We start from the raw sequence: 20,415 nt of genomic DNA on the forward strand, positions 1-20,415 counted from the left end.
GCCGTCTGTTCGTTGGAATGAGCAGCCGCGGCCTCAGGCCGCAACCGCCGCGCCCTGCGCCTGCGTCGCGCCACCCTCGAGCCCGCGCGCGAGCTCGGCGGGCACGTCCACCGGCATGTCGAGCAGCATCTGGCCCATGCCCTTGCCCAGCGGGTCGAGCCGCATCGAGGCCGTGCCGCCGCCGTCGAGCGCCTCGAACAGCAGGAAGTTGACCGCGTGGATGCCGGGCACCGCGTAGCGCTTGACCTGTCCCTTCACCATGTGCGCGAACCAGTCGCGCACCGCGGCCGGCGTCACCTGCTCGAGGATCACCGGCAGCAGCTCGGGACTGCGCGCGATCAGGCCGATGTTGGAGTTGTCGCCCTTGTCGCCGCTGCGGGCGTAGGCGATCCGCACCAGCGGCACGCGCACCTTGCCCGCGGGCGCCGCCGCGGGACCTGCGGCGGGCGCGGCGCCAGCCAGCGGCGGCGCGGTGACCGTGTCCGGCGCCTCGGGCGCCGGGCGCCAGCCGCCGTCGACCGGGATCTGCACCGGCTGGGGCTGGCCGTCGACCACGATGCGCACCGACAGCTCGCGCTTGGGCAGCGTGAAGGCGAACTGCTTGACCAGCGGCGAGGAGCCCGGACGCCCGAAGCCGGGGCCCGTGGTGCCCGGCGACCAGGAGGTGCCGGCCGGCGCGATCTCGCGGGCGAAGATGTCCAGCGCCTGCTTCACCGGGTGGTTGACCGTCACGCGCATCAGCACCTCGCGCGCGCCGCGCGCCCGCGAGTGCGGGCCGTAGCAGGTCTCGGCGCCGATCACCTCCACGTGCGCGGCGGTGAAGTCGGGCAGGCCCCGCTGGCGGAAGATCGCGCGAGTGCGCTCCAGGATGGAGTCGCCCGTGCGCTGCGCCTTGGCGACCGCATCGATGCCGACGATCACCATCATCCCGGCCGAGCGGAAGCCGTCCATGTAGGTGGCCGACACCTTGTAAGTGTCGGTGGGCGGCAGGCCCTTCGCGCCGCTGACGCGCACGCGCTCCGGCCCCTGCTGCTCGATCTTCACGTCGCGGAAATCGCAGACCACGTCCGGCAGGATGTAGGCGCCGGGATCGCCGATCTCGTAGAGCATCTGCTCGGCGACGTTGGCCGCAGCGATCAGCCCGCCGGTGTTGGCGGGCTTGGTCACCGTGAAGCTGCCGTCGGCCTCGCACTCGATGACGGGGTAGCCGATGTTGGCCCAGTCGGGCACTTTGTCCCAGTCGGTGTGCAGGCCGCCGGTGGCCTGCGCGCCGCACTCGATGATGTGGCCGGCCAGGCTGCCCATCGCGAGCCTGTCATAGTCGCCGGCCTTCCAGCCGAACTCGTGCATCAGCGGACCCAGCGTCACCGCGCTGTCGACGCAGCGGCCGGTGATGACGATGTCGGCACCGGCAGCGAGCGCCTGCGCCACGGGAATTCCGCCCAGGTAGGCGTTGGCGCTCACGATGCGCTCGGGCAGCGGCGCGCCGGTGAACATGTCCCTGACCCCGGCCTCGCGCAGCGCGGGGATCCTGCCGCTGACGTCGTCACCCTCGACCACCGCGACCTTGAGCTTGACGCCGAGCTCGTCCATCAGCTTCGCCAGCGCGTCGGCACAGCCCTGCGGGTTGATTCCGCCGGCGTTGGCGACCACCTTGATGCCGCGCCTGGCAATCTCCGGCAGGACGCTGCGCATCGCCACGTCGACGAAGTCGGTGGCATAGCCCATCTCCGGCCGCTTGCTGCGCTGGCCGGCCATGATCGCCATGGTCAGCTCGGCAAGGTAGTCGAACACCAGGTAGTCGATCTTCGCGCCCAGCACCAGCTGCGGCGCGGCCACCGAACTGTCGCCCCAGAAGCCCGAGGCGCCGCCGATGCGGACGATCTTTCCTTTGCTCTCGCTCATGCCTGCTCTCCCTTGGCTGCTTCAGGATTCTCGATCTCGGCGACCACCCGGAAGGCCGAGACCTGGTCGCCCATCGCCGCGGCCAGGCTGACGACCTTGCCGGCGACCGGCGCCGAGTGGACGTGTTCCATCTTCATCGCCTCGAGCGTCAGCACCGGCTGGCCCGCCTTGACCATGTCGCCGACCGCGACGTGCACCGCGACCACGCGGCCGTTCATCGATGCGCGGATCTTGCCGTCGCCGGCGGCCGCGCCCTGGCGCACCGCCGCCGCGTGGGTCTGGTCCTGGATCCGGTAGGCGACTCCGCGGTACTGCAGCAGCAGTTCGGCACGGTCGCGCATCAGCACCGCGCTCTCGCCCAGGCCGTCGCAGTCGAAGCGCACGCGGTTCGTGTCCAGCTCGACGATGCGGATCGCGAACTCGCGCTCGCCGATGCTGACGCCGTAGCGGCGCTCGCCCAGGTTGACCAGGCTCGCGACGCAGGCGCGCGTGTCCGCCTCGAAGCGGAACGCGATCGGCAGGCGGTGCGCGATCGAGGAGCCGGCCTGCCGGAAACCGCGGCGCAGCGATCCGGCGCCTTCGGCCGCGGTCGCGTACAGCAGCACCGCGGCCAGCGCATGGGCGCGGGCGTCCGCCTCGGCGTCGGGCTTCAGTAGCGCATCGGAATGCGCGGCAATGAAGGCCGTGGTGGCGCCGCCGGCGGCGAACACCGGATGGCGCAGGCAGTTGGCCAGGAAGGACTGGTTGGTGGTGACGCCCAGCGCCACGGTGTCGTCCAGCGCGCTGGCCAGCTTGCGCCGCGCCTCGTCCCGGTCGGCGCCGTGGCTGATCAGCTTGGCGATCATCGAATCGTAGTAGGGCGAGATCTCCGCGCCCGAGCCAAGCGCATGCTCGACCCGGATGCTGGCCGGCATCTGCCACAGCGACATCACTCCGCTCTGCGGCATGAAGCCCTGAGCGACGTCTTCGGCGCACAGCCGCACCTCGATCGAATGCCCCTGGAAGCGCACGTCCTCCTGGGAGATCGGCAGGGGCTCGCCCGCGGCGACCCTCAGCTGCAGCTCGACCAGGTCGAGGCCGGTGATCGCCTCGGTGACCGGGTGCTCGACCTGCAGGCGGGTGTTCATCTCCATGAAGTAGTAGTTGCCGGCGGCGTCGAGCAGGAACTCGAGCGTGCCCGCGCCCTCGTAGGCGATCGCCTTGACCGCGGCGACCGCGGTGGCGCCCATCCGCGCGCGCAGCTCGGGCGACACCGCAGGCGACGGCGCCTCCTCGACCACCTTCTGGTGGCGGCGCTGCACCGAGCAGTCGCGCTCGCCGAGGTGGATCGCGTTGCCGTGGCGGTCGGCGAAGACCTGGATCTCGATGTGGCGCGGCTCGACGATGGCGCGCTCGAGGATCACCTCCTCGCTGCCGAAGGCGCCCAGCGCCTCGCTCTTGGCGCTGCGCAGCGCGTCGGGAAAGGACGCCGCGTCGGCGACCAGGCGCATGCCGCGCCCGCCGCCGCCGGCGGTGGCCTTGATCATCACCGGGAAGCCCACCTTGGCCGCCTCGGCGATCAGATTGGCTTCGCCCTGGTCCTCGCCCTGGTAGCCGGGCACGCAGGGCACGCCCGCATCCAGCATCAGGCGCTTGGCGCCGGCCTTGTTGCCCATCGAGACGATCGCCTCGGGCGACGGGCCGATGAACACCAGGCCCGCGTCGCGGCAGGCCTGGGCGAAGTCCTCGTTTTCGGCCAGGAAGCCGTAACCCGGATGCACCGCGTCGGCGCCGCTCTTCTTCGCGGCGTCGATGATGTTCTGGATGTTCAGGTAGGAATGCGCCGGCAGCGCTTCGCCGATGTGCACCGCCTGGTCGGCGGCGCTCACGTGGCGCGAATCGCGGTCGGCGCTGGAGTAGACCGCCACCGTGCGGTAGCCCAGCGCGCGCGCCGTGCGGATCACCCGGAGCGCGATCTCGCCGCGGTTGGCGATCAGGATCTTCTGGAAAGGCGTTTTCTTGGTCATGGCGTCTGGATCCGGGCGTTCAGGGACGGGCCACCGAGAACTGCATCTTGTGCGGTTTGCGCGCGTCCGCCTCACGGCAGATCGACAGCACGTAGGACAGCACTGCGCGGGTGTCGCGGGGATCGATCACACCGTCGTCGAGCACGCGGGCGCTGGTGGTGAAGACGTCCATCTGCGAGTCGAAGTTGTCGATGATCTTCTTCTCGATCTTGTCGAGCTGCGCGCGATCCACGGGCGCGCCCTTGCGCGCCATCGCCGCCTCGGTGACGATCGACATGGTCTTCGCGGCCTGCTCGCCGCCCATCACCGCGGTCTTGGCGTTGGGCCAGGAGAAGCAGAAGCGCGGATGGAAGCCTCGCCCGCACATGCCGTAGTTGCCTGCGCCGAAGGACGCGCCGCAGTAAATGGTGATCTGCGGCACCGTGGCGTTGGTGACCGCCTGGATCATCTTGGAGCCGTGCTTGATGATGCCGGCCTCTTCGTAGGCACGCCCCACCATGTAACCGGTGGTGTTGTTCAGGTACAGGATGGGCACCTGCGCCTGACAGCAGGCCTGGATGAAGTGGGTGGCCTTGGCGGCGCCGGCCGGGTCGATCGGGCCGTTGTTGGTGATGATGCCGATCGGCATGCCCTCGATCATCGCGTTGCCGCAGACGGTGGAGGAACCATACAGCGCGCCGAACTCGAGGAAATCGGAATCGTCGACGATGCGCGCGATCACCTCCTTCATGTCGACCGGGCGCTTGTAGTCCATCGGCATGATGCCGAGCAGCTCGTCGGCGTCGTAGCGCGGCGGCTTGCTGCTGCGCGACTGCTCGTGGGGCACGTGGGCGTTCCAGTCGAGCTTGGACATGATGTCGCGCGCGATGCGGATCGCGTCGCGATCGTCCTCGGCGAGGTAGTCGCCCAGGCCGGAGACCTGGGTGTGCATCTCGGCGCCACCCAGTTCCTCCTCGGTGGCCACTTCGCCGGTGGCGGCCTTGAGCAGCGGCGGGCCGGCCAGGAAGGCGCGCGACCTGCCCCGCACCATGATGATGTAGTCGGACAGGCCGGTCTGGTAGGCGCCGCCGGCGGTGGAGGAACCGTGGGTGATGGTGACCACCGGCAGGCCGGCAGCGGACATGCGCGCCAGGTTGCGGAAGGTCTGGCCGCCGACCACGAAGTCCTCGACCTTGTACTGCATCAGGTTGGCGCCGGCGCTCTCGACCAGCTGCAGGAAGGGCAGCTTGTTCTCCAGCGTGAGCTCCTGCACCCGCAGCGCCTTGTCGAGGCCGCGCGGCTGCAGCGCGCCGGCGTCGATGCCGGAGTCGCTCGCCGAGACCATGCAGCGCACGCCGGACACATAGCCGATGCCCGCGATGCTGCCGCCGCCCGGAATGCTCTTCTCGGGGTCCGGGTTGTCGAGCAGGTAGCCGGTCAGCGAGCACAGTTCGAGGAAGGGCGTGCCGGGATCGAGCAGCAGCGAGATGCGCTCGCGCGGCAGCAGCTGCTGGCGCTTCTCGAAGCGCGCCTTCGACGCGGCAGATGCCTTGCGGGTGCGTTCCTCGAGCCCTCGCACGCGCGCGAGCAGCGCCAGCATGCCGTCGCGATTGGCCTTGAACGCCTCGCTTCCGGTCGAAATGTTGGTTTCGATCTGTGCCATTCCGGGAGATTCCTGTTGGTCCGTCTGTTGCGCGTCCGCCGGTTCGGGGACGGACGCGGTCTTTGCGCTGTCCAGGGCCGCGCTTCGCCCTCGCGTGCGCGAACGCAACAGCTTAGCGCAGCGCGCAGAGCGGTTCTTGCGTCAAGCTGCTGCGCGCAGCCGCACCCGGTACTTGGGCAGCAGCGCCAGCGGCTGGTAGGACTGCTTGGTGCTGCGGAAGTTCGCCAGCCCCAGGTCCTGCTCGAAGTTCAGCCAGTCGATCAGGCCCTCGCGGCGGGCGCAGAAGATGTGGAACATGTACTGGTAGATGCCCTTGTAGGCTTCGACGCCTTTTGCGAAGCGCATCACCGCCACCCCCGCTGCCATCGGCTGCGCGATCACGAAGCCTGCGGGCCGGCCGTCGGCGTAGTGGATCTCGGCGTCGAGGCCGAAGTGAGCCACCAGGTGCAGCGCGTCGATGCAGGGCAGCTCGTCGGCATCGCCGGTGACCTTGCCCTTGTCGTCCATCCAGCCGCTGAGCAGCTTCATCGCATCGAGGATGCGCGAGGCGTCCAGCGGGAAGGTCTCGACGCGGTGGGCCGCCAGCAACTGCTTCATCAGGTTGCGCTTCTTGCGCAGCTTCTCGCCCCGGTAGTCGCGGAAGTTGGCCGCCGGGTAGAGGTAGTCGGAATCGTCGGCCACCGTGCTCCACTCGAAGCGGGCGGGATCGAACGCACCGAGCGCCTCTTCCGGGATCGGGAAGAAGCAGTCGTGGCCGCGCAGCAGCCCGGCCAGGGTGTCGGCAGATGCTTCGCGCGGATCGAACAGCGGCAGCAGGTGCCGCGCGCCGTCGTAGGTGCGGCCGGCCACGCAGGGCCAGGGGCCCGGCAGGTGACGATAGGCGTGGGCGTCGCGGAACAGGTAGAGGTTGGCGAACGCGTACTCGGACAGCGCGCGGCTGCCGAGTGCCTGCCGCACCCGCGCAAGCGCCGGCTCGATCGACTGCAGCAGGCCAAGCTCGAGCGGCTGACCGGACTCGCCGGCCGGTAACGCCTGGACGCCGCCCGCCGCGGAAGCAGCAGAAGCAGCGGCCGGCGAGCCGGCGTCGCCGGCCTGCTGCAGGGTCTCGATCGGGGTCACGCGTCCATGTACTCCACCTTGCGCACGCCCGGCGCCGGGCCGTCCGCCGGCGGACCAGCGAAGCACTGGGCGATCTTCATCCAGGCAGTGGCGCCCTCGCCGACGAACCGCAGCCCGGTGTCCGACGGATTTCTGCGCTGGGTGACGACCAGGCAGAAGTCCAGCGCGTCGCCCTTGAGCCACTCCGTGGCGGAGGGCTCGCCCCAGGTCCAGCTGCTGCCGTCGGGGGCGCGCAATTCGATGTACGGCGCCTGCGCGGGCACCGGCAGCTTGCGGTTCACGAAGGACCAGCCGAAGGTGGTGACGCCGATGTGGGCGATGTGCTTCAGCCGTGCGTTGCCCGGGCGGCGCTTGCGCGCGACGTCGAAGACGTCCTGCCCGTGCGCCCAGGTCTCCATCATCCGGGCGGTGGCGAAGGAGCGGGCGCTCATCGTCGGCCCGTACCAGGGCAGCCGGTCCTTCGGATCGCGCGCGGCGAGCGCGGCGACCAGCTTCGTGAAGCGCTCGCGCCAGAACGGCAGCAGTTGCGCGCCGCTCATGTGGCCGTACTTCTCGCGGGTGACCTGGCTGATCTCCTTGCCCGCGGCCATCGCCTGCGCCATCGCCGCGGCGTCGCTGCCAAAGGCCCCGGCGTCGGTGACGGCGAGCAGGCCGGTCTCGTCGAAATAGCAGAGGTGCGCGATCTCGTCCCACGGCGTCCAGCCGTAGAAGGCCGTGGTGGCCTGCCACTGCTCGGGCGTCAGGGTGGCGGCAAGGTCGGCCAGTTCGGTGTACTCGGCCAGCAGGTCTGCGCAGACTTCCTTCATTGCGTCTCCGTTCGGTGGTTATCGATCAAGCATGCCGGCCGCCGTCACCAGCACGATCTTGCCCTTCGCGCGCCGGCTGGCGATGTCGTCCAGCGCCTGCGCCGCCTGCTCCAGCGGATAGGTCTGCGAGACGTAGGGCGTAACGCGGCCGCTGCGGAACCATTCCATCAGCTCGGCCATGTTCGCCTCGCCGCGCTCGGGCTCGGCCTGCAGCGAGCCGCCGTAGTAGACGCCGACGATCGAGCAGCCCTTGAGCAGCGGCAGGTTCAGCGGGATGCGCGGGATCTCTCCCGCGGTGAAGCCGATCACCAGGAAGCGGCCGTTCCAGGCCATGCTGCGGATCACGGGCTCGCTGTACTTGCCACCCACCGGGTCGTAGACCACGTCGACGCCCCTGCCCCCGGTCAGCGCCTTGATCCGCTCGCGCAGATCCTCGCGGCTGTAGTCGATGGTCTCGTCGGCGCCGTGCGCGCGGCAGAAGTCGAGCTTCTCCTGGCTGGAAGCGGCCGCAATCACGCGCGCGCCCATCAGCTTGCCAAGCTCCACCGCCGAGATGCCGGTGCCGCCGGCGGCGCCCAGCACCAGCAGGGTCTCGCCCGGCCTGATCTGGGCGCGATCCTTCAGCGCGTGGTGGGTGGTGCCGTAGGTGGTGGTGAGCGCTGCCGCATGCACCAGGCTCACTCCTTCGGGCAGCCGGGTGATGCGGGTCTGGTCGACGCAGACCTTCTCCGCGTAGCCTCCGTAGCCCGGGAAGGCGATGACCCGGTCGCCTGCCTTCACGCGCGTGACGCCCTCGCCCACCGACTCGACCACGCCGGCGATCTCGCCGCCCGGCGAAAAGGGCAGCGCCGGTTTGAGCTGGTACTTGTCCTCGATGATCAGGGTGTCGGGGAAGTTCACGCCGGCGGCATGGATCCGGATCACCACCTGGCCCTTGCCGGCGACCGGATCCGCCACTTCGCGGACCACCAGGGTCTCGGGCGGACCGAATTTCTCGCAGAGAACTGCTTTCATGCGCGGCCTCCATTGCCGTGGATCTTGAGCAGATGCTTGGCGAGCGCCGACAGGTGGACCTGGTCGGGGCCGTCGCCGATGCGGATGATGCGTGCGTACGTATAGGCCTTGGCGAGGAAGGTGTCCTGCGAGACGCCCTTGCCGCCGAACACCTGGATCGCGCGGTCGCAGACCTGCGCCGCCATCCGGGGCACCACGATCTTGGCCGCTGCGATCAGGTCCCTGGCGGCCTTGTTGCCCTCGCGATCCATCCTGTCGGCGGCCATGAAGGTGAGCATGCGCGCCTGCTCGATGTCGCAGAAGGAGTTGGCGATGTCCTCGCGCACCGAGCCCTGCTCGGAGAGCCGTTTGCCGAAGGCGACGCGCGACTCGGCGCGCTGGCACATCAGCTCGAGCGCACGCTGCGCGACGCCGACCAGCCGCATGCAGTGGTGGATGCGTCCGGGCCCGAGGCGGCCCTGCGCGATCTCGAAGCCGCGGCCCTCGCCGAGCAGCATGTTGGTGGCGGGCACCCGCACGTTCTCGTAGACGATCTCGGGATGGCCCATCGGGGCGTCGTCGTAGCCGAACACCCGCATGTCGCGCACGATGCGCACGCCGGGCGTGTCCTTGGGCACCAGGATCATCGACTGTTGCTTGTGAACCTGCGGATTGTCCGGATCGCTCTTGCCCATCACGATCAGCAGCTTGCAGCGATTGCTCATCGCCCCCGAGGTCCACCACTTGCGGCCGTTGATCACGTACTCGTCGCCGTCGCGGCGGATCTCGCAGCGGATGTTGGTGGCGTCGCTGGAGGCCACCTCGGGCTCGGTCATCGAGAACGCAGAACGGATCTCGCCGGCCATCAGCGGCTCGAGCCACTGCGCCTTCTGCTCGGGCGTCCCGTACATCGACAGGACCTCCATGTTGCCGGTGTCCGGCGCCGAGCAGTTGAACACTTCGGAGGCCCACTCCACGCGGCCCATCAGCTCGGCAAGCGGCGCGTAGTCGAGGTTGGAGAGTCCCGCGCCATGCGAGCCCGGCAGGAACAGGTTCCAGAGTCCCTCCTTGCGGGCCTTCGCCTTCAACTCCTCGACGATCGGCGGGTTGTCGTAGCGGCCGGCGCCGGTGGCCTGTTCTTCGTAGAGGTGCTCCGCGGGGTAGACGTAGCGGTCCATGAAGCCGGCGATCCGGTCACGGAGCTCGCGCGCCCTGTCGCTGTGCTCGAAATCCATCCTTGCGTCCTTCTCGGTTGTCGTCGTCGAACCGGCCCGTTTGCGGGGCGGATCAGGAAGCGTTCTTCGTCGTCCCCTGGAAGCGGCGCATGCCGCGCAGCCAGCGGTCGGGGTCCTCGGCCTTGCGGCGCACGTAGTCGCGCACCTCGGGATGGGTGAGGATCAGGAAGCGTTCGGCCGCCAGGCCCTCGAGGATCGCCTGTGCCGCCTGCTCGGGAGACACCGACCCCTCGAGCAGCACGGGCAGGTCGGCGCCGCCGCTGGAACCCAGCAGCATCCGCGTGCGAACGCCCTGCGGGCAGAAGCAGCTGACCCTGATGCCGCGGTCGCCGTAGGTGATCGACAGCCACTCGGCGAACGCGAGCGCCGCATGCTTGGCCACCGCATACGAGGGGTCCGAGACCGACAGCAGCCCGGCGGCCGACACGGTCTGCATCAGGTAGCCCTCGCCGCGCTCGAGCATGTGCGGCAGCAGCGCGCGCGCCGCGTAGACATGGGCCATCAGATTGACGTCCATCACGCGGCGCCAGTCGGCGTCGGTGGTCTCGATACCGCCGCCCACCGCGAGGCCTGCGTTCGAGCAGAACAGGTCGATGTCGCCATAGCGGTCCCGCGCCTGCGCGACGAGTTCGATCACGTCGGCCTCCCGCGAGACGTCGCAGCGCACCGCCAGCCCGCCGATTCCGTCGGCCGTGGCCCTGGCCGCGTCGCCTTCCAGGTCGGCCACGACCACGCCGCGCGCACCTGCCGCAGCCAGCGCCCGGCACAGCGCCTGGCCGATGCCGTTGCCGCCGCCGGTGACCACGGCCACCTTGCCTTCGATGTTCATCCTGAATCCTCAGCTGCGGTAGTTGCGGCGCGCCTCGATCTCGCGCACGCTGCCCAGCACCATCGGCGACAGCCGGCCGCCGCCATCGATGTCGATCTCCGCGCCGTTGACGTAGGCCGATTCTTCCGAGCACAGGAAGGCGACCAGTGCCGCGATCTCCTCGGTGCGCCCCATCCGGCGCGCCGGCGTCATGCTCAGCGCGAAGTCCTTGATCGGCTGCGGCATCTTCGCGACGACCGGCGTCTCGATCAGGCCGGGCAGCACCGCATTGCAGGTGATGCCGTGCTGCGCGTACTCGAGCACCACGTTGCGCGTGAAGCCGAGCAGCCCGGATTTCGTCGCCGAGTAGCCGGCCTGCCGGAACAGCCCGCCGCGCGCCGCCCCGGAGGAGATGTTGACGACGCGGCCCCAGCCGCGCTCGACCATGTGCGGCAGCACCGCGCGGGTCATGTAGAAGGGCCCGGTGAGATTGACCGCGAGCTCGCGCGCCCAGGCCTCGTCGCTCATCCTGGTGATCGGCGCGAGGTTGGCGGTGAGGCCGGCGTTGTTGACGAGGCCGTCGAGCGCGCCGAAACGCGCGGCCGCCGCGGCGACCGCATCGTTGACCTGCGCCGCGTCGCCGACGTCGACGCGGGCGGTGTGCACCTGCACGCCGGCCGCGGCGCCGGCCTCTCGGGCGAGCGCCGCGGTCTCTTCGACCGATTCCGCGACATCGAACAGGGCCAAGTGAGCGCCCTCCGAAGCGAGCCGCGTGGAGATGCTGCGGCCGATGCCGCCACCTGCGCCGGTGACGATCACCGTCCTGCCCTTCAATCGCATGTCCTGTCTCCTCATCGGCGGCCTTGTGACCGCTCTGCCATCATGATCCGCCGCACCGTGCGGCGGGCCGCTACATGCTTGCGATGCTGAGCCCGCCGTCCACCACCAGGCTCGCCCCCGTCACGTAGGCACCTGCCGCCGAGCTCAGGTAGGCCACCGCGTAGCCGATCTCCTCGACCCGCCCCAGCCGCCCCAGCGCCGCCTTGTCGGTGATGCGCTTCTTGGCTTCCTCGTCGTAGGCATCCGCGAGCTGGGTCTGGAACAGCCCGGGCAGCACGGTGTTCACGCGCACCTGGTCCTTGCCGAACTCCAGCGCGAAGGACCGGCTCATGCCGATCAGCGCGGTCTTCAGCGTCGAGTACAGGCCGAGCATCCGGTCCGGGTGCAGCGCGGCGACCGACGCGATGTTGACGATGCTGCCGCCGCCCTGGGCCTTCATCCGCTTCGCGGCCTCGACCGACATGTACCAGTAGCCGCGCAGATCGACCTCGACCGCCTTGGTGAAGATGCCGACGTCGGTGTCCTCGATCGAGCGCCAGGGGCTCAGCACTGCGTTGTTGACCAGGATGTCGATGCGGCCGAAGCGCTCGTCGATCCAGCGGTACATCTCGGCGATGTCCTCCATGCGGCCGATGTGGCAGGCCTTGCCATCGGCCTTGAGCCCGCGCGCGCTCATCGCACTGGCGACCTCGGCGCAGGCCTCGGCCTTGCGGCTGCTGACGATCACATGGGCGCCCTGCGCGGCGAGCACGCGCGCGGTGGCCTCGCCGAGGCCCATCGTCGAGCCGGTGACCAGCGCGACCTTGCCGGTGAGGTCGAAGGGGCTGGGGTTCGCGGTTGCGCTCATGCTGGTCGCCTCGAAGTCTTGGGGGTCGGGTTGCCTGCCGAGTGAAGAGCGTATCGGCCGGCCACCGAGCGGTCTTGCGTCAATCTGCTGCCGGACTGGCCGCCACCCCACGCCACGGTTCGGTCACCTCGATTCCGCAGCCAGCGAAATCCCTGACATTCCGGGTCGCCACTGCGGCGCCGGCGACGTATCAGGCCGACGCCTTCCAGCGCAGCAGCCCGTCCGGACCTTTCGATACCTCGCCGCGGCTGCCGATCGGGCTCCGCTCGAGCGAGGTGAGCTGTGCCAGCGTCGCGGTTTCCGTGGCGTCGACCCTGGCCATCAGGCGCGCGCCGGCGGGCGTGCGGCCCACCACCACGGCGCGGTTCGGCCTGCCGTCACGCTCGTAGATCACCGTGAAGGTCTCGATCGTCGCCGGCCCAGCATGCTCGGCGACCACCGGCGGCACCGGCGCGCGGCGCGCATCCGCGGCCGACTGCACGCTGTAGTCCTCCTGCAGCGCATCCGGCGCGGGCGGCTTCGACGCCAGCACCAGCGCATGGTGCTTGGTGACGAACTCGCCCTGGCCGTAGAGCAGCGCGAGCTTGCCGCGGTCTTCGCGCAGCGCGCGCACCAGGCCCGCGGCGGCATGCGTCATATAGTTGTTGAGCGGCGCGCCGAAGAAGCTCAGGCCGCCGGTGGAGGTCATCCGCGCGTCGGCGGCCAGGCCGAGCGTGCGCCGCGCCATCTTGGGCACCACCGGGAAGCAGCTGTAGAGCTCCAGCATCGAGAACGCCGACGCGTCGCCGCCGGCCTGCGCCAGGATGGTCTCCATGACCAGGTCCTGCGCATGCGAGCGCGCATACTGGTCGCGCCCGAGGATGTCGCGCGGCTCGTTGGCCTGCGCCCCGCCCCAGACGTAGATCAGCCGCTCCTCGGGGATGCCCAGCTCGCGCGCCACGCCCAGGCCGGTCATCAGCACTGCCGCACCCATGTTGACCAGCGGGTTCGCGACCATGTGCTTGGTGTAGGGCCAGGCGATCATCCGGTTGTGGGCGGTGGCCTCGCCGATCTGCGCGGGCGAGTAGGTCTTCTTCAGCCACGCGTAGGGATTGGTCGCGGCGACCTCCGAGTAGCGCGACCAGAGCAGCGCCGACTCGGCCATCGCCTCGCGCGGGGTCTGGCCCCAGGCGGCGTGCGAGGCGTTCTCGTAAAGCGGGTACAGGTAGATCGGCAGGAACATGCCATGGGCTACCGCCACCTCGTGCAGGAAGGCCGCGGCCACCGGCGTGGGCTGCAAGGGCTCGCGCTCGGACCAGGGCAGCGTGACGCCGGCCTTGCTGGCAGCCTCGACCGTGTAGCGGGATTCGCCGCCGGTCACTGCGGCCACCCTGCTCTCGCCGCGCGCGATGCGCAGCGCCGCTTCGTGGATGTGCCGCACCGGCGACTCTCCGCCCGAGGGCCCGTAGACGTTGCGCGCGGGCTTCACGCCAAGCCGGCGCTCGATCAGGCCGCAGGGATCCGGATAGGGCCAGGAGCGCACCAGCACCATGTCCAGCGAGTCGAGCTGCGCGAGCAGCGCGGCGCCGGCGTCGCGCTCGGCCTCGCGCAGCGCGCCGGCCATCAGGTCGATCGGCTCGATGCCCTGCTCGAGGTCCTTGGTGCGGTGGGTGATCTCGCCGACGCCGACGATGACCGGGGTGTTCTCGGGTCTGTGGTTCATGTTGCGAAGGAATGGGTCTGGAAAGTGAGGGGGTTCGGGGCGGACGTCCGCGGCGCGCTCAGCTGAGCACGCCGGCGTCCCGCAGCGACGCGATCTCGTCGTCGCCATAGCCCAGCAGCTCGCGCAGCACATGCTCATTGTCGCCGCCGGGCATCGGCGCGCAGCGCTGGGGCCCGCCGGGCGTGTCGGACAGCCGGTAGCGCGAGCCCTCCACCCAGCTCGTTCCCATCAGCGGATGCGCGACGCCGACAAAGTGCCCGCGCTGGCGCAGCTGCGGGTCCTCGATCATGTCCAGGCTGGACGATGCGCGGTGCGCGGGCACGCCCAGCCACTGCAGCGATTCGACGATCTCGTCGGCATCGCGCTGCGCCGCCCAGCCGGCGACGATCGCCTCGAGCGCATCCTCGTTGGCCTTGCGCTGCGCCAGCGTCGCGAAGCGCGGGTCGCCGGCCAGCTCCTCGCCGCCGACCAGCGCCGCGAGCGCCAGCCACTCGGCGTCGCTGCGTGCCACGATCGCCACCCAGGCCTCGGGGGCGGGCTCGCCCGAAGCATGCGGCGCCGGCCGCTCGATCGCGCCGGGCGGCGCATCGCCGCGGCAGCGGAACACGCCATGCGGGGCCATCTGCGCATCGCGGTTGCCCTCGTGGGCTGCGACGCGGCCGGTCACCGAGTAGTCGGCGATCTGCGGCGCGAGGAACTGCATCCCGGCCTCGGCCTGGGAGATGTCCAGGTGGCAGCCTTCACCGGTGCGCCTGCGATGGTCCAGCGCAGCCAGCAGCGCGACGATGCCGAAGCGCGGCCCGACGTAGTCGGTGTAGGGACCGTAGGGGCCGATCGGCAGCTCGCCCGGCCAGCCCACCAGCTGCTGGAAGCCGGCCATTGCGGCGCCGATGTTGCCGTAGCCGGCGAAGGACGCGTAGGCGCCGGTCTGGCCCATCAGCGAAGTGCTCAGCATCACCAGGCCAGGGTTCGACTCGCGCAGGCTTTCGTAGCCGAGGCCCCAGCGCCGCATCTGGCCGGGCGAGAAGGACTCGACGACCACGTCGGCCCACCTGGCGAGATCGCGCGCCACCTGCTGGCCGCCCGGCGAGGCCAGGTCCAGCGTGATGCCGAGCTTGCCGGCGTTGCAGTTCTCGTAGAGCGCCGACTGGCGCGTGTCGATCCGGCCGCCCGGGAAGGGCCCCATCACCCGGGTAGTATCGACCCGTTTGGTCGACTCGACCCGCACGACGGTGGCGCCGTAGTCGGCGAGCATCCGCCCGATCACCGGCCCGGCGACCACCCAGGCCAGGTCGAGCACCTTCAGTCCGTCCAGAGGCAGCGCGCTCACCGGCTCACCCTGCATGCCGTCGCGGCTCATCGGATTACCCCCTCGTTGCGAAGCTTGGCCAGCTCGCCAGCCGACAGACCGACCAGGCCGCACCAGACTTCCTCGTCGTGCTGTCCGGGCAGCGGCGCCGGCGTGACCGGAACGAAGCCCTGCGGCACGCCCATTGCGAAGTTGCCAGGCAGACGCATTTCCCGCCCCGCGGCATGCTCCACCGTACGGAAGAAGCCGCGCTCGCCATGGTGCGGACTGTTGGCGAGGTCTTCGGTGGTGGCCACCGGCGCGAGCAGCAGCTTGCGGCGCATCGCGATCTCGGCCAGCTCCGCCTTGGACCTCGGCGCGAGGAAGGCGCCGACCAGGTTGCGCACCCGCTCCAGGTCCTCCTCGGTGATCTCGTCGGCCTCGATGCGCGCGGGCAGCGTGACCCAGTCCCAGGCGGCCAGCGCCGCGTCGCAACCGCCTTCGTCGTGGATCCAGGCGAACAGGTTGTTGGTGAAGCGCCCCGCGGCCGGCCCCATCGCCAGGTGCATCTCGACCAGGCCGTCCTTGACCGGCCACTTGGAGCGGCGGGTGCGCGCCCCGCTGCCGCTGAGGTCCAGCGTCTTGCGGGTCCGGCTCTTGGGCTCGGGGCGCAGCGTGAAGTTCTCGTGGCCCACCGCGGCGGCGAGGATGCTGGACAGGGTGGCCTGCGCGACGCTCTGCTGCACCGAGATGTCGACGTGCTGGCCCCGGCCGCTGCGCAGCCGCGCGAAGTGCGCGACCAGCGCGCCGCCGGCGGCGTCGCCGGCCGCGTGCAGGTACGCCTGCGGGACGCTGATCCGCAGCGGCGCCCGGTCGCCGTCCTGCGCCTGCAGCAGCGGACCGCCCGCCGCCCAGAGCACCAGCTCCGAATCGGCCCAGTCCGCCTTCGGCCCGGTGGGGCCGAAGGGCGTGATCGAGACGTGGATCAGCGCGGGATTGGCGGCGAGCAGCCGCTCGTGGCCCAGCCCGCGGGCCGCCATCACGCCCGGCGGCTCCGACTCGATCAGGAAGTCCGCCTTTTCGACCAGGCGCAGGAGGAGCTCCTGGCCGCTGGGACTGTCGAGGTCGCAGGTGACGCCGCGCTTGCAGCACGCGTAGGCCGCCCAGTACAGCGACTGCTGGCCCACCGGAGCTTCGGCATCCAGCGGCGCGAGACCGCGGGCCGGCGAGCCGGCGGGCGGCTCGACCTGGAGGACGTCGGCGCCGAGCTGCGCGAGCATCCGGCCGGCGAGCAGGCCGCGATGGTCGGTCAGGTCGACGACACGATAGGGGGAGAGAAAGCCTGCCGGCGCTGCCATGAGCGTCTCCTCAGCTGACGGCGCGTTCGCGCCCGGACCAGTAGGGCTCGCGCAGCACCCGCTTGAGCAGCTTGCCGCTCGGATTGCGCGGCAGCACATCGAAGAAGTCGACCGACTTCGGGCACTTGTAGTGGGCGATGTTGGCCCGCATGAATTCGATGATCTCGCCTGCCGTGGCCTGCTGCCCCGGGCGCAGCACGACGCAGGCCTTCACCGCCTCGCCCCAGCGCTCGTCGGGAACGCCGATCACCGCGCACTCGGCGACCGCGGGATGGCGGGCCAACACGTTCTCCACCTCGGCCGGATAAACGTTCTCGCCGCCCGAGATCACCAGGTCCTTGATCCGGTCATGGATGAACAGGTAGCCCTCGCGCAGGTAGCCGGCGTCACCGGTGCGCATCCAGCCGACGCCGTCCTCGCGCCCGCAGGGGAAGGTCTCCTCGGTGGCCTTCGGGTTGCGCCAGTAGCCCTTCATGTTCTGCCGGGTGCGGGCCCACACCTCGCCCACCCCGCCAGCGGGAACGTCCCTGCCCTCGCCATCGACGATGCGGATCTCGACGCCCGGCACCGGCGTTCCCGCCGAGCGCAGCAGGTGGGATTTCGGGCCATCGGGGTCGTGGTCCTGCGGCAGCAGGTGCGTCATGAACGGCGCCTCGGTCATGCCGTAGGCCTGCAGCAGTCCGCAGCCGAGCACCCGCTTGGCCTCGGTGAGCACGGTGTCGCTGATCGGCGACCCGCCGTATGAGATCACCTGCAGCGACGAGAAATCGCCAGCGGCGGCGGCCGGCGACTGCAGCACGAACTGGATCATCGCGGGCACGAGGAAGCTGTGCGTGACCCGGTGCTCGCCGATCGCGGCGATCACCTTCGCGGGGTCGAACTCGGGATGGAACACCGACGGACAGCCGGCCTTCAGCGGCATCATCAGGTTGCCCATGCCGGCGATGTGGAAAGTGGGCAGCACGTTGAGCATCACCGAACTCGAGGGGTCCAGCCCGACCATTTTCGGGCCGATGTCCAGCACCTCGAAGTAACCGCGATTGGCGATCTCAACACCCTTGGGCAGGCCGGTGGTGCCCGACGAGTAGAGCTGCAGCGCGGTGTCCATCGGCGCCGCGCGGTGGCCCGGATCGCTCGCCGGGAAGCCGGCGCGCCACTCCCCGAACGAGGGCAGCAGGCGGCTGCGCCCCGGCTCGGTGACCACGGTCTCGCGCAGCGAAGGCAGGTTGGTGCGCGCCAGCAGCTGCAGGAAGGCCTCGTCGGCCATCATGAACTTCGCCTGGCCGTGGTCGACGATGTATTCGATCTCGGGGGGCGCCAGCCGCCAGTTGACGGGCATGCAGACCGCGCCGAGCTTGGCCGCGCCCAGCAGCAGGACGCCGCATTCGGCCATGTGCTTCGTCAGGCAGGCGACGCGGTCGCCCGGGCCCAGGCCCAGCGCCGCGAGCCCGGCGGCAACGCGGCTCGACTCCGCGTCGATCTCGCCGAAAGTCCAGGTGCGCTCGGGCGTGATGAAGGCGATGGCATCCGGGCGTTCGCGGCCCTGGCGCCGGATGATGTCTGCGAGGGTCTGGTCTGGCACTGCTTTGTCTCCTGTCGTTCTCGTGTCGTGTTGCGAAGCTGCGCGGCGCGAGAGGCATCACTGATCGAGCTTCACGCCGCCGAGCTCGATCACTTCCTTCCAGATGGGCCCATCACGACGCAGGTTCTCGGCGAACTGCGCTGGGGTGCCGCCCATCGGCTGCAGGTTCAGTTCGTGCAGCTTCTTGACGATATCCGGTCGCTTCAGGATGCGGTCGACCTCCGCGGACAACTTCTCGACGCGGTCGTTGGGCGTGCCCGCGGGCAGGAACAGCCCCATCCACCCGTAGGGCTCGAAGCCCTTGTACCCAAGCTCCTGGAACGTGGGCACAGTCGGGAAGATGTCCGAACGCTTCGTGCCGATGATTCCCAGCGGCTTCAGGCGACCCGACTTCAGGTGCTGCATCGAGGTGCCGACGTCGACGAATGCGATCCCGACGTGGCCGCCAAGCAGGTCGGCGACCAAGGGTGCGCCGCCCTTGTACGGCACGTGCGGCATTTCCACGCCCGCCTGCCTCCTGAAGAGCTCGCCGTAGATGTGGCCGGTGGTGCCGGTGCCGTAGGAGCCGTACGGGTGGCGGCCGGGCTCGGTCTTGAGCTTGTCGACGAGCCCCTTCACGGAGTCGACCGGCACGCCCTGCCCCACCGCCAGCACGGTCTGCGACAGCGCAATGAGACTCACCGGCGCGAAGTCCTTCACCGAGTCGTAGGGCATCTTCGTGTGCAGCGACGGCAGCTGGACGTGGGTGGTGATCGTGAACAACGCGGTGTGACCATCCTTGGGCGCGCGGGCAACGACACCTGCGCCGATCATCCCGCTCGCACCTGGGCGGTTCTCCACGACGACTGTCTGCTTCCAGGCGGTGGACAGCTCGCCCGCGAGCAGCCGTGCGATGTTGTCGGTGATGCCGCCAGTCGGGAACGGCAGGACGATGGTGACTGGCCCCGACGGGTATGCAGGGTCGGCAGCGCGCGCGGTGGCCGGCAGCGTGACGGCAGCCGCCGCGAGCGCGGTAGCCGCGAGGAATCTGATTCGTGCTCTCATGACTTCTCCAGTGTGCTCATTCGTGCGACGGCCCCGACGGTCATCGACATGCCGGTGTTACGCGGCGCTTCTTGTGTCGATTCCCTGATGAGCACTTCAACCTGCCTCAGGGGGCCCCCACAGCCGAGGGAACTTCAGCGCCAGCCACTTCGCCAGCCCCGCGTTGACGTCCTGCGGCCGCTCCATCGCCATCCAGTGCCCGGTAGGCACGCGCAGCTCGGTCAGGTCGTCGCAGTGCGCGCGCATCGGCCCGGCAAGCCGCGACTCCAGGGTCTCGCAGACGAAATCGTTCTCGGCGTGGAAGAACAGCACCGGCATCCGCAGCCGGCCGCCGCCGGGCGCACGCTGCGCAAAGGCCATGTTCCGCGCGCCGTTGACGTACCAGGCGTCCGGGCCGAAGAACCCGTTGCGCTCCAGCGTGGCGGCGTAGTGATGCAGCTCTTCCTCGCCGAGAATGTCGGTGTCCAGCGGCAGGTCGATGGCCCGGCCGAGGCCGCCGAAATGCCCGCCGTCGCTGCGCGTGGTCGCGAACTTCGCGGGCCTGCCGCGCCCCTTTGGATTGCCCTTGCGGAACATCGCCCTGACGGTGGCGGGCACGTCCGCCTCGAAGACCCGCTGCGCGTCCTCGAAATGCTCTTCGTAGTAGAGCTGGTAGTCCCACTGCCCGGCCGGGAACCGGTCCTCCGGATAGATGGACCGGTCGACCAGGGGGATCAGCACCGGCGGCGCGAACCCCGCGGGCAGGTAGGGGACGCACAGCCCTGCGACGCCGGCGCAGCGCTCCGGGTGATGCGCGGCCAGCCCCCAGACCACCGGCGTGCCCCAGTCGTGGCCGACCCAGATCGCCCGGTCGCGGCCGAGGTGCGCCAGCAGCTCGAGCATGTCGGCGACGCTCTCCTCGATCGCGTAGGCGCCCTTGTCGCGGTGCACCGTCGAGCGCCCGTAGCCGCGCATGTCCGGCGCCACCGCGCGGAAGCCGAGTGCGGCGAAGCATCGGAGCTGGTGGCGCCAGCCGATCCCGAGGTCCGGCCAGCCGTGGACAAAGACGAGCAGCGGCGCGTCCTGCGCGCCGCAGGACAGGTAGAACGTGGTGTGACGCGGGGTCCGGCAGACGTGCTCGGTGATCGGGTGGTACACGGCGGGAGGCGCTTCCGGTGGCGAGGCTTGGCCGGATTATCGGCGCGAACCCGCGGCCGTGTTGCGCCCCCCCTGTGCGAAACGGACCGGGCTCGCCGTCCGG

Annotated in this window: 16 protein-coding genes; all 16 read right to left on the reverse strand. The window is 70.1% G+C overall.

Features of this window, described 5'->3' with window-relative positions; genetic code table 11:
* Positions 1–33 precede the first annotated feature (33 nt).
* The 16 genes from HNQ70_RS08640 to HNQ70_RS08715 all read right to left on the reverse strand — a co-directional run bounded on the left by HNQ70_RS08640 (position 34) and on the right by HNQ70_RS08715 (position 20,312).
* Positions 34–1,905 (reverse strand): acyclic terpene utilization AtuA family protein, encoded by a 1,872-nt coding sequence (locus HNQ70_RS08640; RefSeq protein ID WP_183966364.1) that lies wholly within the window; start codon positions 1,903–1,905, stop codon positions 34–36.
* Positions 1,902–3,911: an acetyl/propionyl/methylcrotonyl-CoA carboxylase subunit alpha gene (locus HNQ70_RS08645; protein ID WP_183966366.1), complete on the reverse strand. Its 2,010-nt coding sequence runs from the start codon at positions 3,909–3,911 to the stop codon at positions 1,902–1,904. Before HNQ70_RS08645 ends, HNQ70_RS08640 begins: the two co-directional genes overlap by 4 nt.
* 19 nt (positions 3,912–3,930) lie before the next feature.
* The gene (locus HNQ70_RS08650; RefSeq protein ID WP_183966368.1) at positions 3,931–5,553 is read right to left on the reverse strand and encodes an acyl-CoA carboxylase subunit beta; all 1,623 of its coding nucleotides are present in this window, start codon (positions 5,551–5,553) and stop codon (positions 3,931–3,933) included.
* Positions 5,554–5,694: 141 nt separating this feature from the next.
* Entirely contained in the window at positions 5,695–6,672 is a 978-nt protein-coding gene (locus HNQ70_RS08655; RefSeq protein ID WP_183966369.1) for a phosphatidylglycerol lysyltransferase domain-containing protein, read from the reverse strand.
* Positions 6,669–7,478: a TIGR03084 family metal-binding protein gene (locus tag HNQ70_RS08660; RefSeq protein WP_183966370.1), complete on the reverse strand. Its 810-nt coding sequence runs from the start codon at positions 7,476–7,478 to the stop codon at positions 6,669–6,671. The genes HNQ70_RS08655 and HNQ70_RS08660 overlap by 4 nt, the downstream gene beginning before the upstream one ends.
* An 18-nt stretch (positions 7,479–7,496) precedes the next feature.
* Positions 7,497–8,492: an NADPH:quinone oxidoreductase family protein gene (locus tag HNQ70_RS08665; RefSeq protein WP_183966375.1), complete on the reverse strand. Its 996-nt coding sequence runs from the start codon at positions 8,490–8,492 to the stop codon at positions 7,497–7,499.
* Positions 8,489–9,706: an acyl-CoA dehydrogenase family protein gene (locus tag HNQ70_RS08670; RefSeq protein ID WP_183966377.1), complete on the reverse strand. Its 1,218-nt coding sequence runs from the start codon at positions 9,704–9,706 to the stop codon at positions 8,489–8,491. The genes HNQ70_RS08665 and HNQ70_RS08670 overlap by 4 nt, the downstream gene beginning before the upstream one ends.
* A gap of 52 nt (positions 9,707–9,758) precedes the next feature.
* The gene (locus tag HNQ70_RS08675; protein ID WP_183966379.1) at positions 9,759–10,535 is read right to left on the reverse strand and encodes an SDR family NAD(P)-dependent oxidoreductase; all 777 of its coding nucleotides are present in this window, start codon (positions 10,533–10,535) and stop codon (positions 9,759–9,761) included.
* 9 nt (positions 10,536–10,544) lie between these two features.
* Positions 10,545–11,354, reverse strand: coding sequence for an SDR family NAD(P)-dependent oxidoreductase (locus tag HNQ70_RS08680; RefSeq protein WP_183966381.1), 810 nt, complete (start codon positions 11,352–11,354; stop codon positions 10,545–10,547).
* A 70-nt stretch (positions 11,355–11,424) separates the two neighbouring features.
* Positions 11,425–12,201, reverse strand: coding sequence for a glucose 1-dehydrogenase (locus HNQ70_RS08685; RefSeq protein ID WP_183966383.1), 777 nt, complete (start codon positions 12,199–12,201; stop codon positions 11,425–11,427).
* Between the two features lie 190 nt (positions 12,202–12,391).
* Entirely contained in the window at positions 12,392–13,903 is a 1,512-nt protein-coding gene (locus tag HNQ70_RS08690) for an acetyl-CoA acetyltransferase (protein ID WP_183966385.1), read from the reverse strand.
* A gap of 58 nt (positions 13,904–13,961) precedes the next feature.
* Entirely contained in the window at positions 13,962–15,263 is a 1,302-nt protein-coding gene (locus HNQ70_RS08695) for a CaiB/BaiF CoA transferase family protein (RefSeq protein WP_221302719.1), read from the reverse strand.
* Positions 15,260–16,549: a CaiB/BaiF CoA transferase family protein gene (locus HNQ70_RS08700; protein ID WP_183966387.1), complete on the reverse strand. Its 1,290-nt coding sequence runs from the start codon at positions 16,547–16,549 to the stop codon at positions 15,260–15,262. The genes HNQ70_RS08695 and HNQ70_RS08700 overlap by 4 nt, the downstream gene beginning before the upstream one ends.
* A 10-nt stretch (positions 16,550–16,559) precedes the next feature.
* Positions 16,560–18,131: a long-chain-fatty-acid--CoA ligase gene (locus HNQ70_RS08705; RefSeq protein WP_183966389.1), complete on the reverse strand. Its 1,572-nt coding sequence runs from the start codon at positions 18,129–18,131 to the stop codon at positions 16,560–16,562.
* Positions 18,132–18,188: 57 nt separating this feature from the next.
* Positions 18,189–19,175: a Bug family tripartite tricarboxylate transporter substrate binding protein gene (locus HNQ70_RS08710; protein ID WP_183966391.1), complete on the reverse strand. Its 987-nt coding sequence runs from the start codon at positions 19,173–19,175 to the stop codon at positions 18,189–18,191.
* A gap of 96 nt (positions 19,176–19,271) precedes the next feature.
* Positions 19,272–20,312 (reverse strand): alpha/beta fold hydrolase, encoded by a 1,041-nt coding sequence (locus HNQ70_RS08715; protein WP_221302720.1) that lies wholly within the window; start codon positions 20,310–20,312, stop codon positions 19,272–19,274.
* Positions 20,313–20,415 lie beyond the last annotated feature (103 nt).

Origin of the sequence: Quisquiliibacterium transsilvanicum (genome assembly GCF_014202215.1) — a bacterium.
In the GTDB taxonomy this organism is placed as follows: domain Bacteria; phylum Pseudomonadota; class Gammaproteobacteria; order Burkholderiales; family Burkholderiaceae_E; genus Quisquiliibacterium; species Quisquiliibacterium transsilvanicum.

What these genes read in the sequence shown, in the direction of transcription:
- HNQ70_RS08660 (WP_183966370.1), bottom strand. Translation starts at nt 7,478, where the DNA reads ATGAAGGAAGTCTGCGCAGACCTGCTGGCCGAGTACACCGAACTGGCC.
- HNQ70_RS08680 (WP_183966381.1), bottom strand. Translation starts at nt 11,354, where the DNA reads ATGCGATTGAAGGGCAGGACGGTGATCGTCACCGGCGCAGGTGGCGGC.
- HNQ70_RS08690 (WP_183966385.1), bottom strand. Translation starts at nt 13,903, where the DNA reads ATGAACCACAGACCCGAGAACACCCCGGTCATCGTCGGCGTCGGCGAG.
- HNQ70_RS08650 (WP_183966368.1), bottom strand. Translation starts at nt 5,553, where the DNA reads ATGGCACAGATCGAAACCAACATTTCGACCGGAAGCGAGGCGTTCAAG.
- HNQ70_RS08670 (WP_183966377.1), bottom strand. Translation starts at nt 9,706, where the DNA reads ATGGATTTCGAGCACAGCGACAGGGCGCGCGAGCTCCGTGACCGGATC.
- HNQ70_RS08685 (WP_183966383.1), bottom strand. Translation starts at nt 12,201, where the DNA reads ATGAGCGCAACCGCGAACCCCAGCCCCTTCGACCTCACCGGCAAGGTC.
- HNQ70_RS08695 (WP_221302719.1), bottom strand. Translation starts at nt 15,263, where the DNA reads ATGAGCCGCGACGGCATGCAGGGTGAGCCGGTGAGCGCGCTGCCTCTG.
- HNQ70_RS08710 (WP_183966391.1), bottom strand. Translation starts at nt 19,175, where the DNA reads ATGAGAGCACGAATCAGATTCCTCGCGGCTACCGCGCTCGCGGCGGCT.
- HNQ70_RS08675 (WP_183966379.1), bottom strand. Translation starts at nt 10,535, where the DNA reads ATGAACATCGAAGGCAAGGTGGCCGTGGTCACCGGCGGCGGCAACGGC.
- HNQ70_RS08700 (WP_183966387.1), bottom strand. Translation starts at nt 16,549, where the DNA reads ATGGCAGCGCCGGCAGGCTTTCTCTCCCCCTATCGTGTCGTCGACCTG.
- HNQ70_RS08640 (WP_183966364.1), bottom strand. Translation starts at nt 1,905, where the DNA reads ATGAGCGAGAGCAAAGGAAAGATCGTCCGCATCGGCGGCGCCTCGGGC.
- HNQ70_RS08665 (WP_183966375.1), bottom strand. Translation starts at nt 8,492, where the DNA reads ATGAAAGCAGTTCTCTGCGAGAAATTCGGTCCGCCCGAGACCCTGGTG.
- HNQ70_RS08645 (WP_183966366.1), bottom strand. Translation starts at nt 3,911, where the DNA reads ATGACCAAGAAAACGCCTTTCCAGAAGATCCTGATCGCCAACCGCGGC.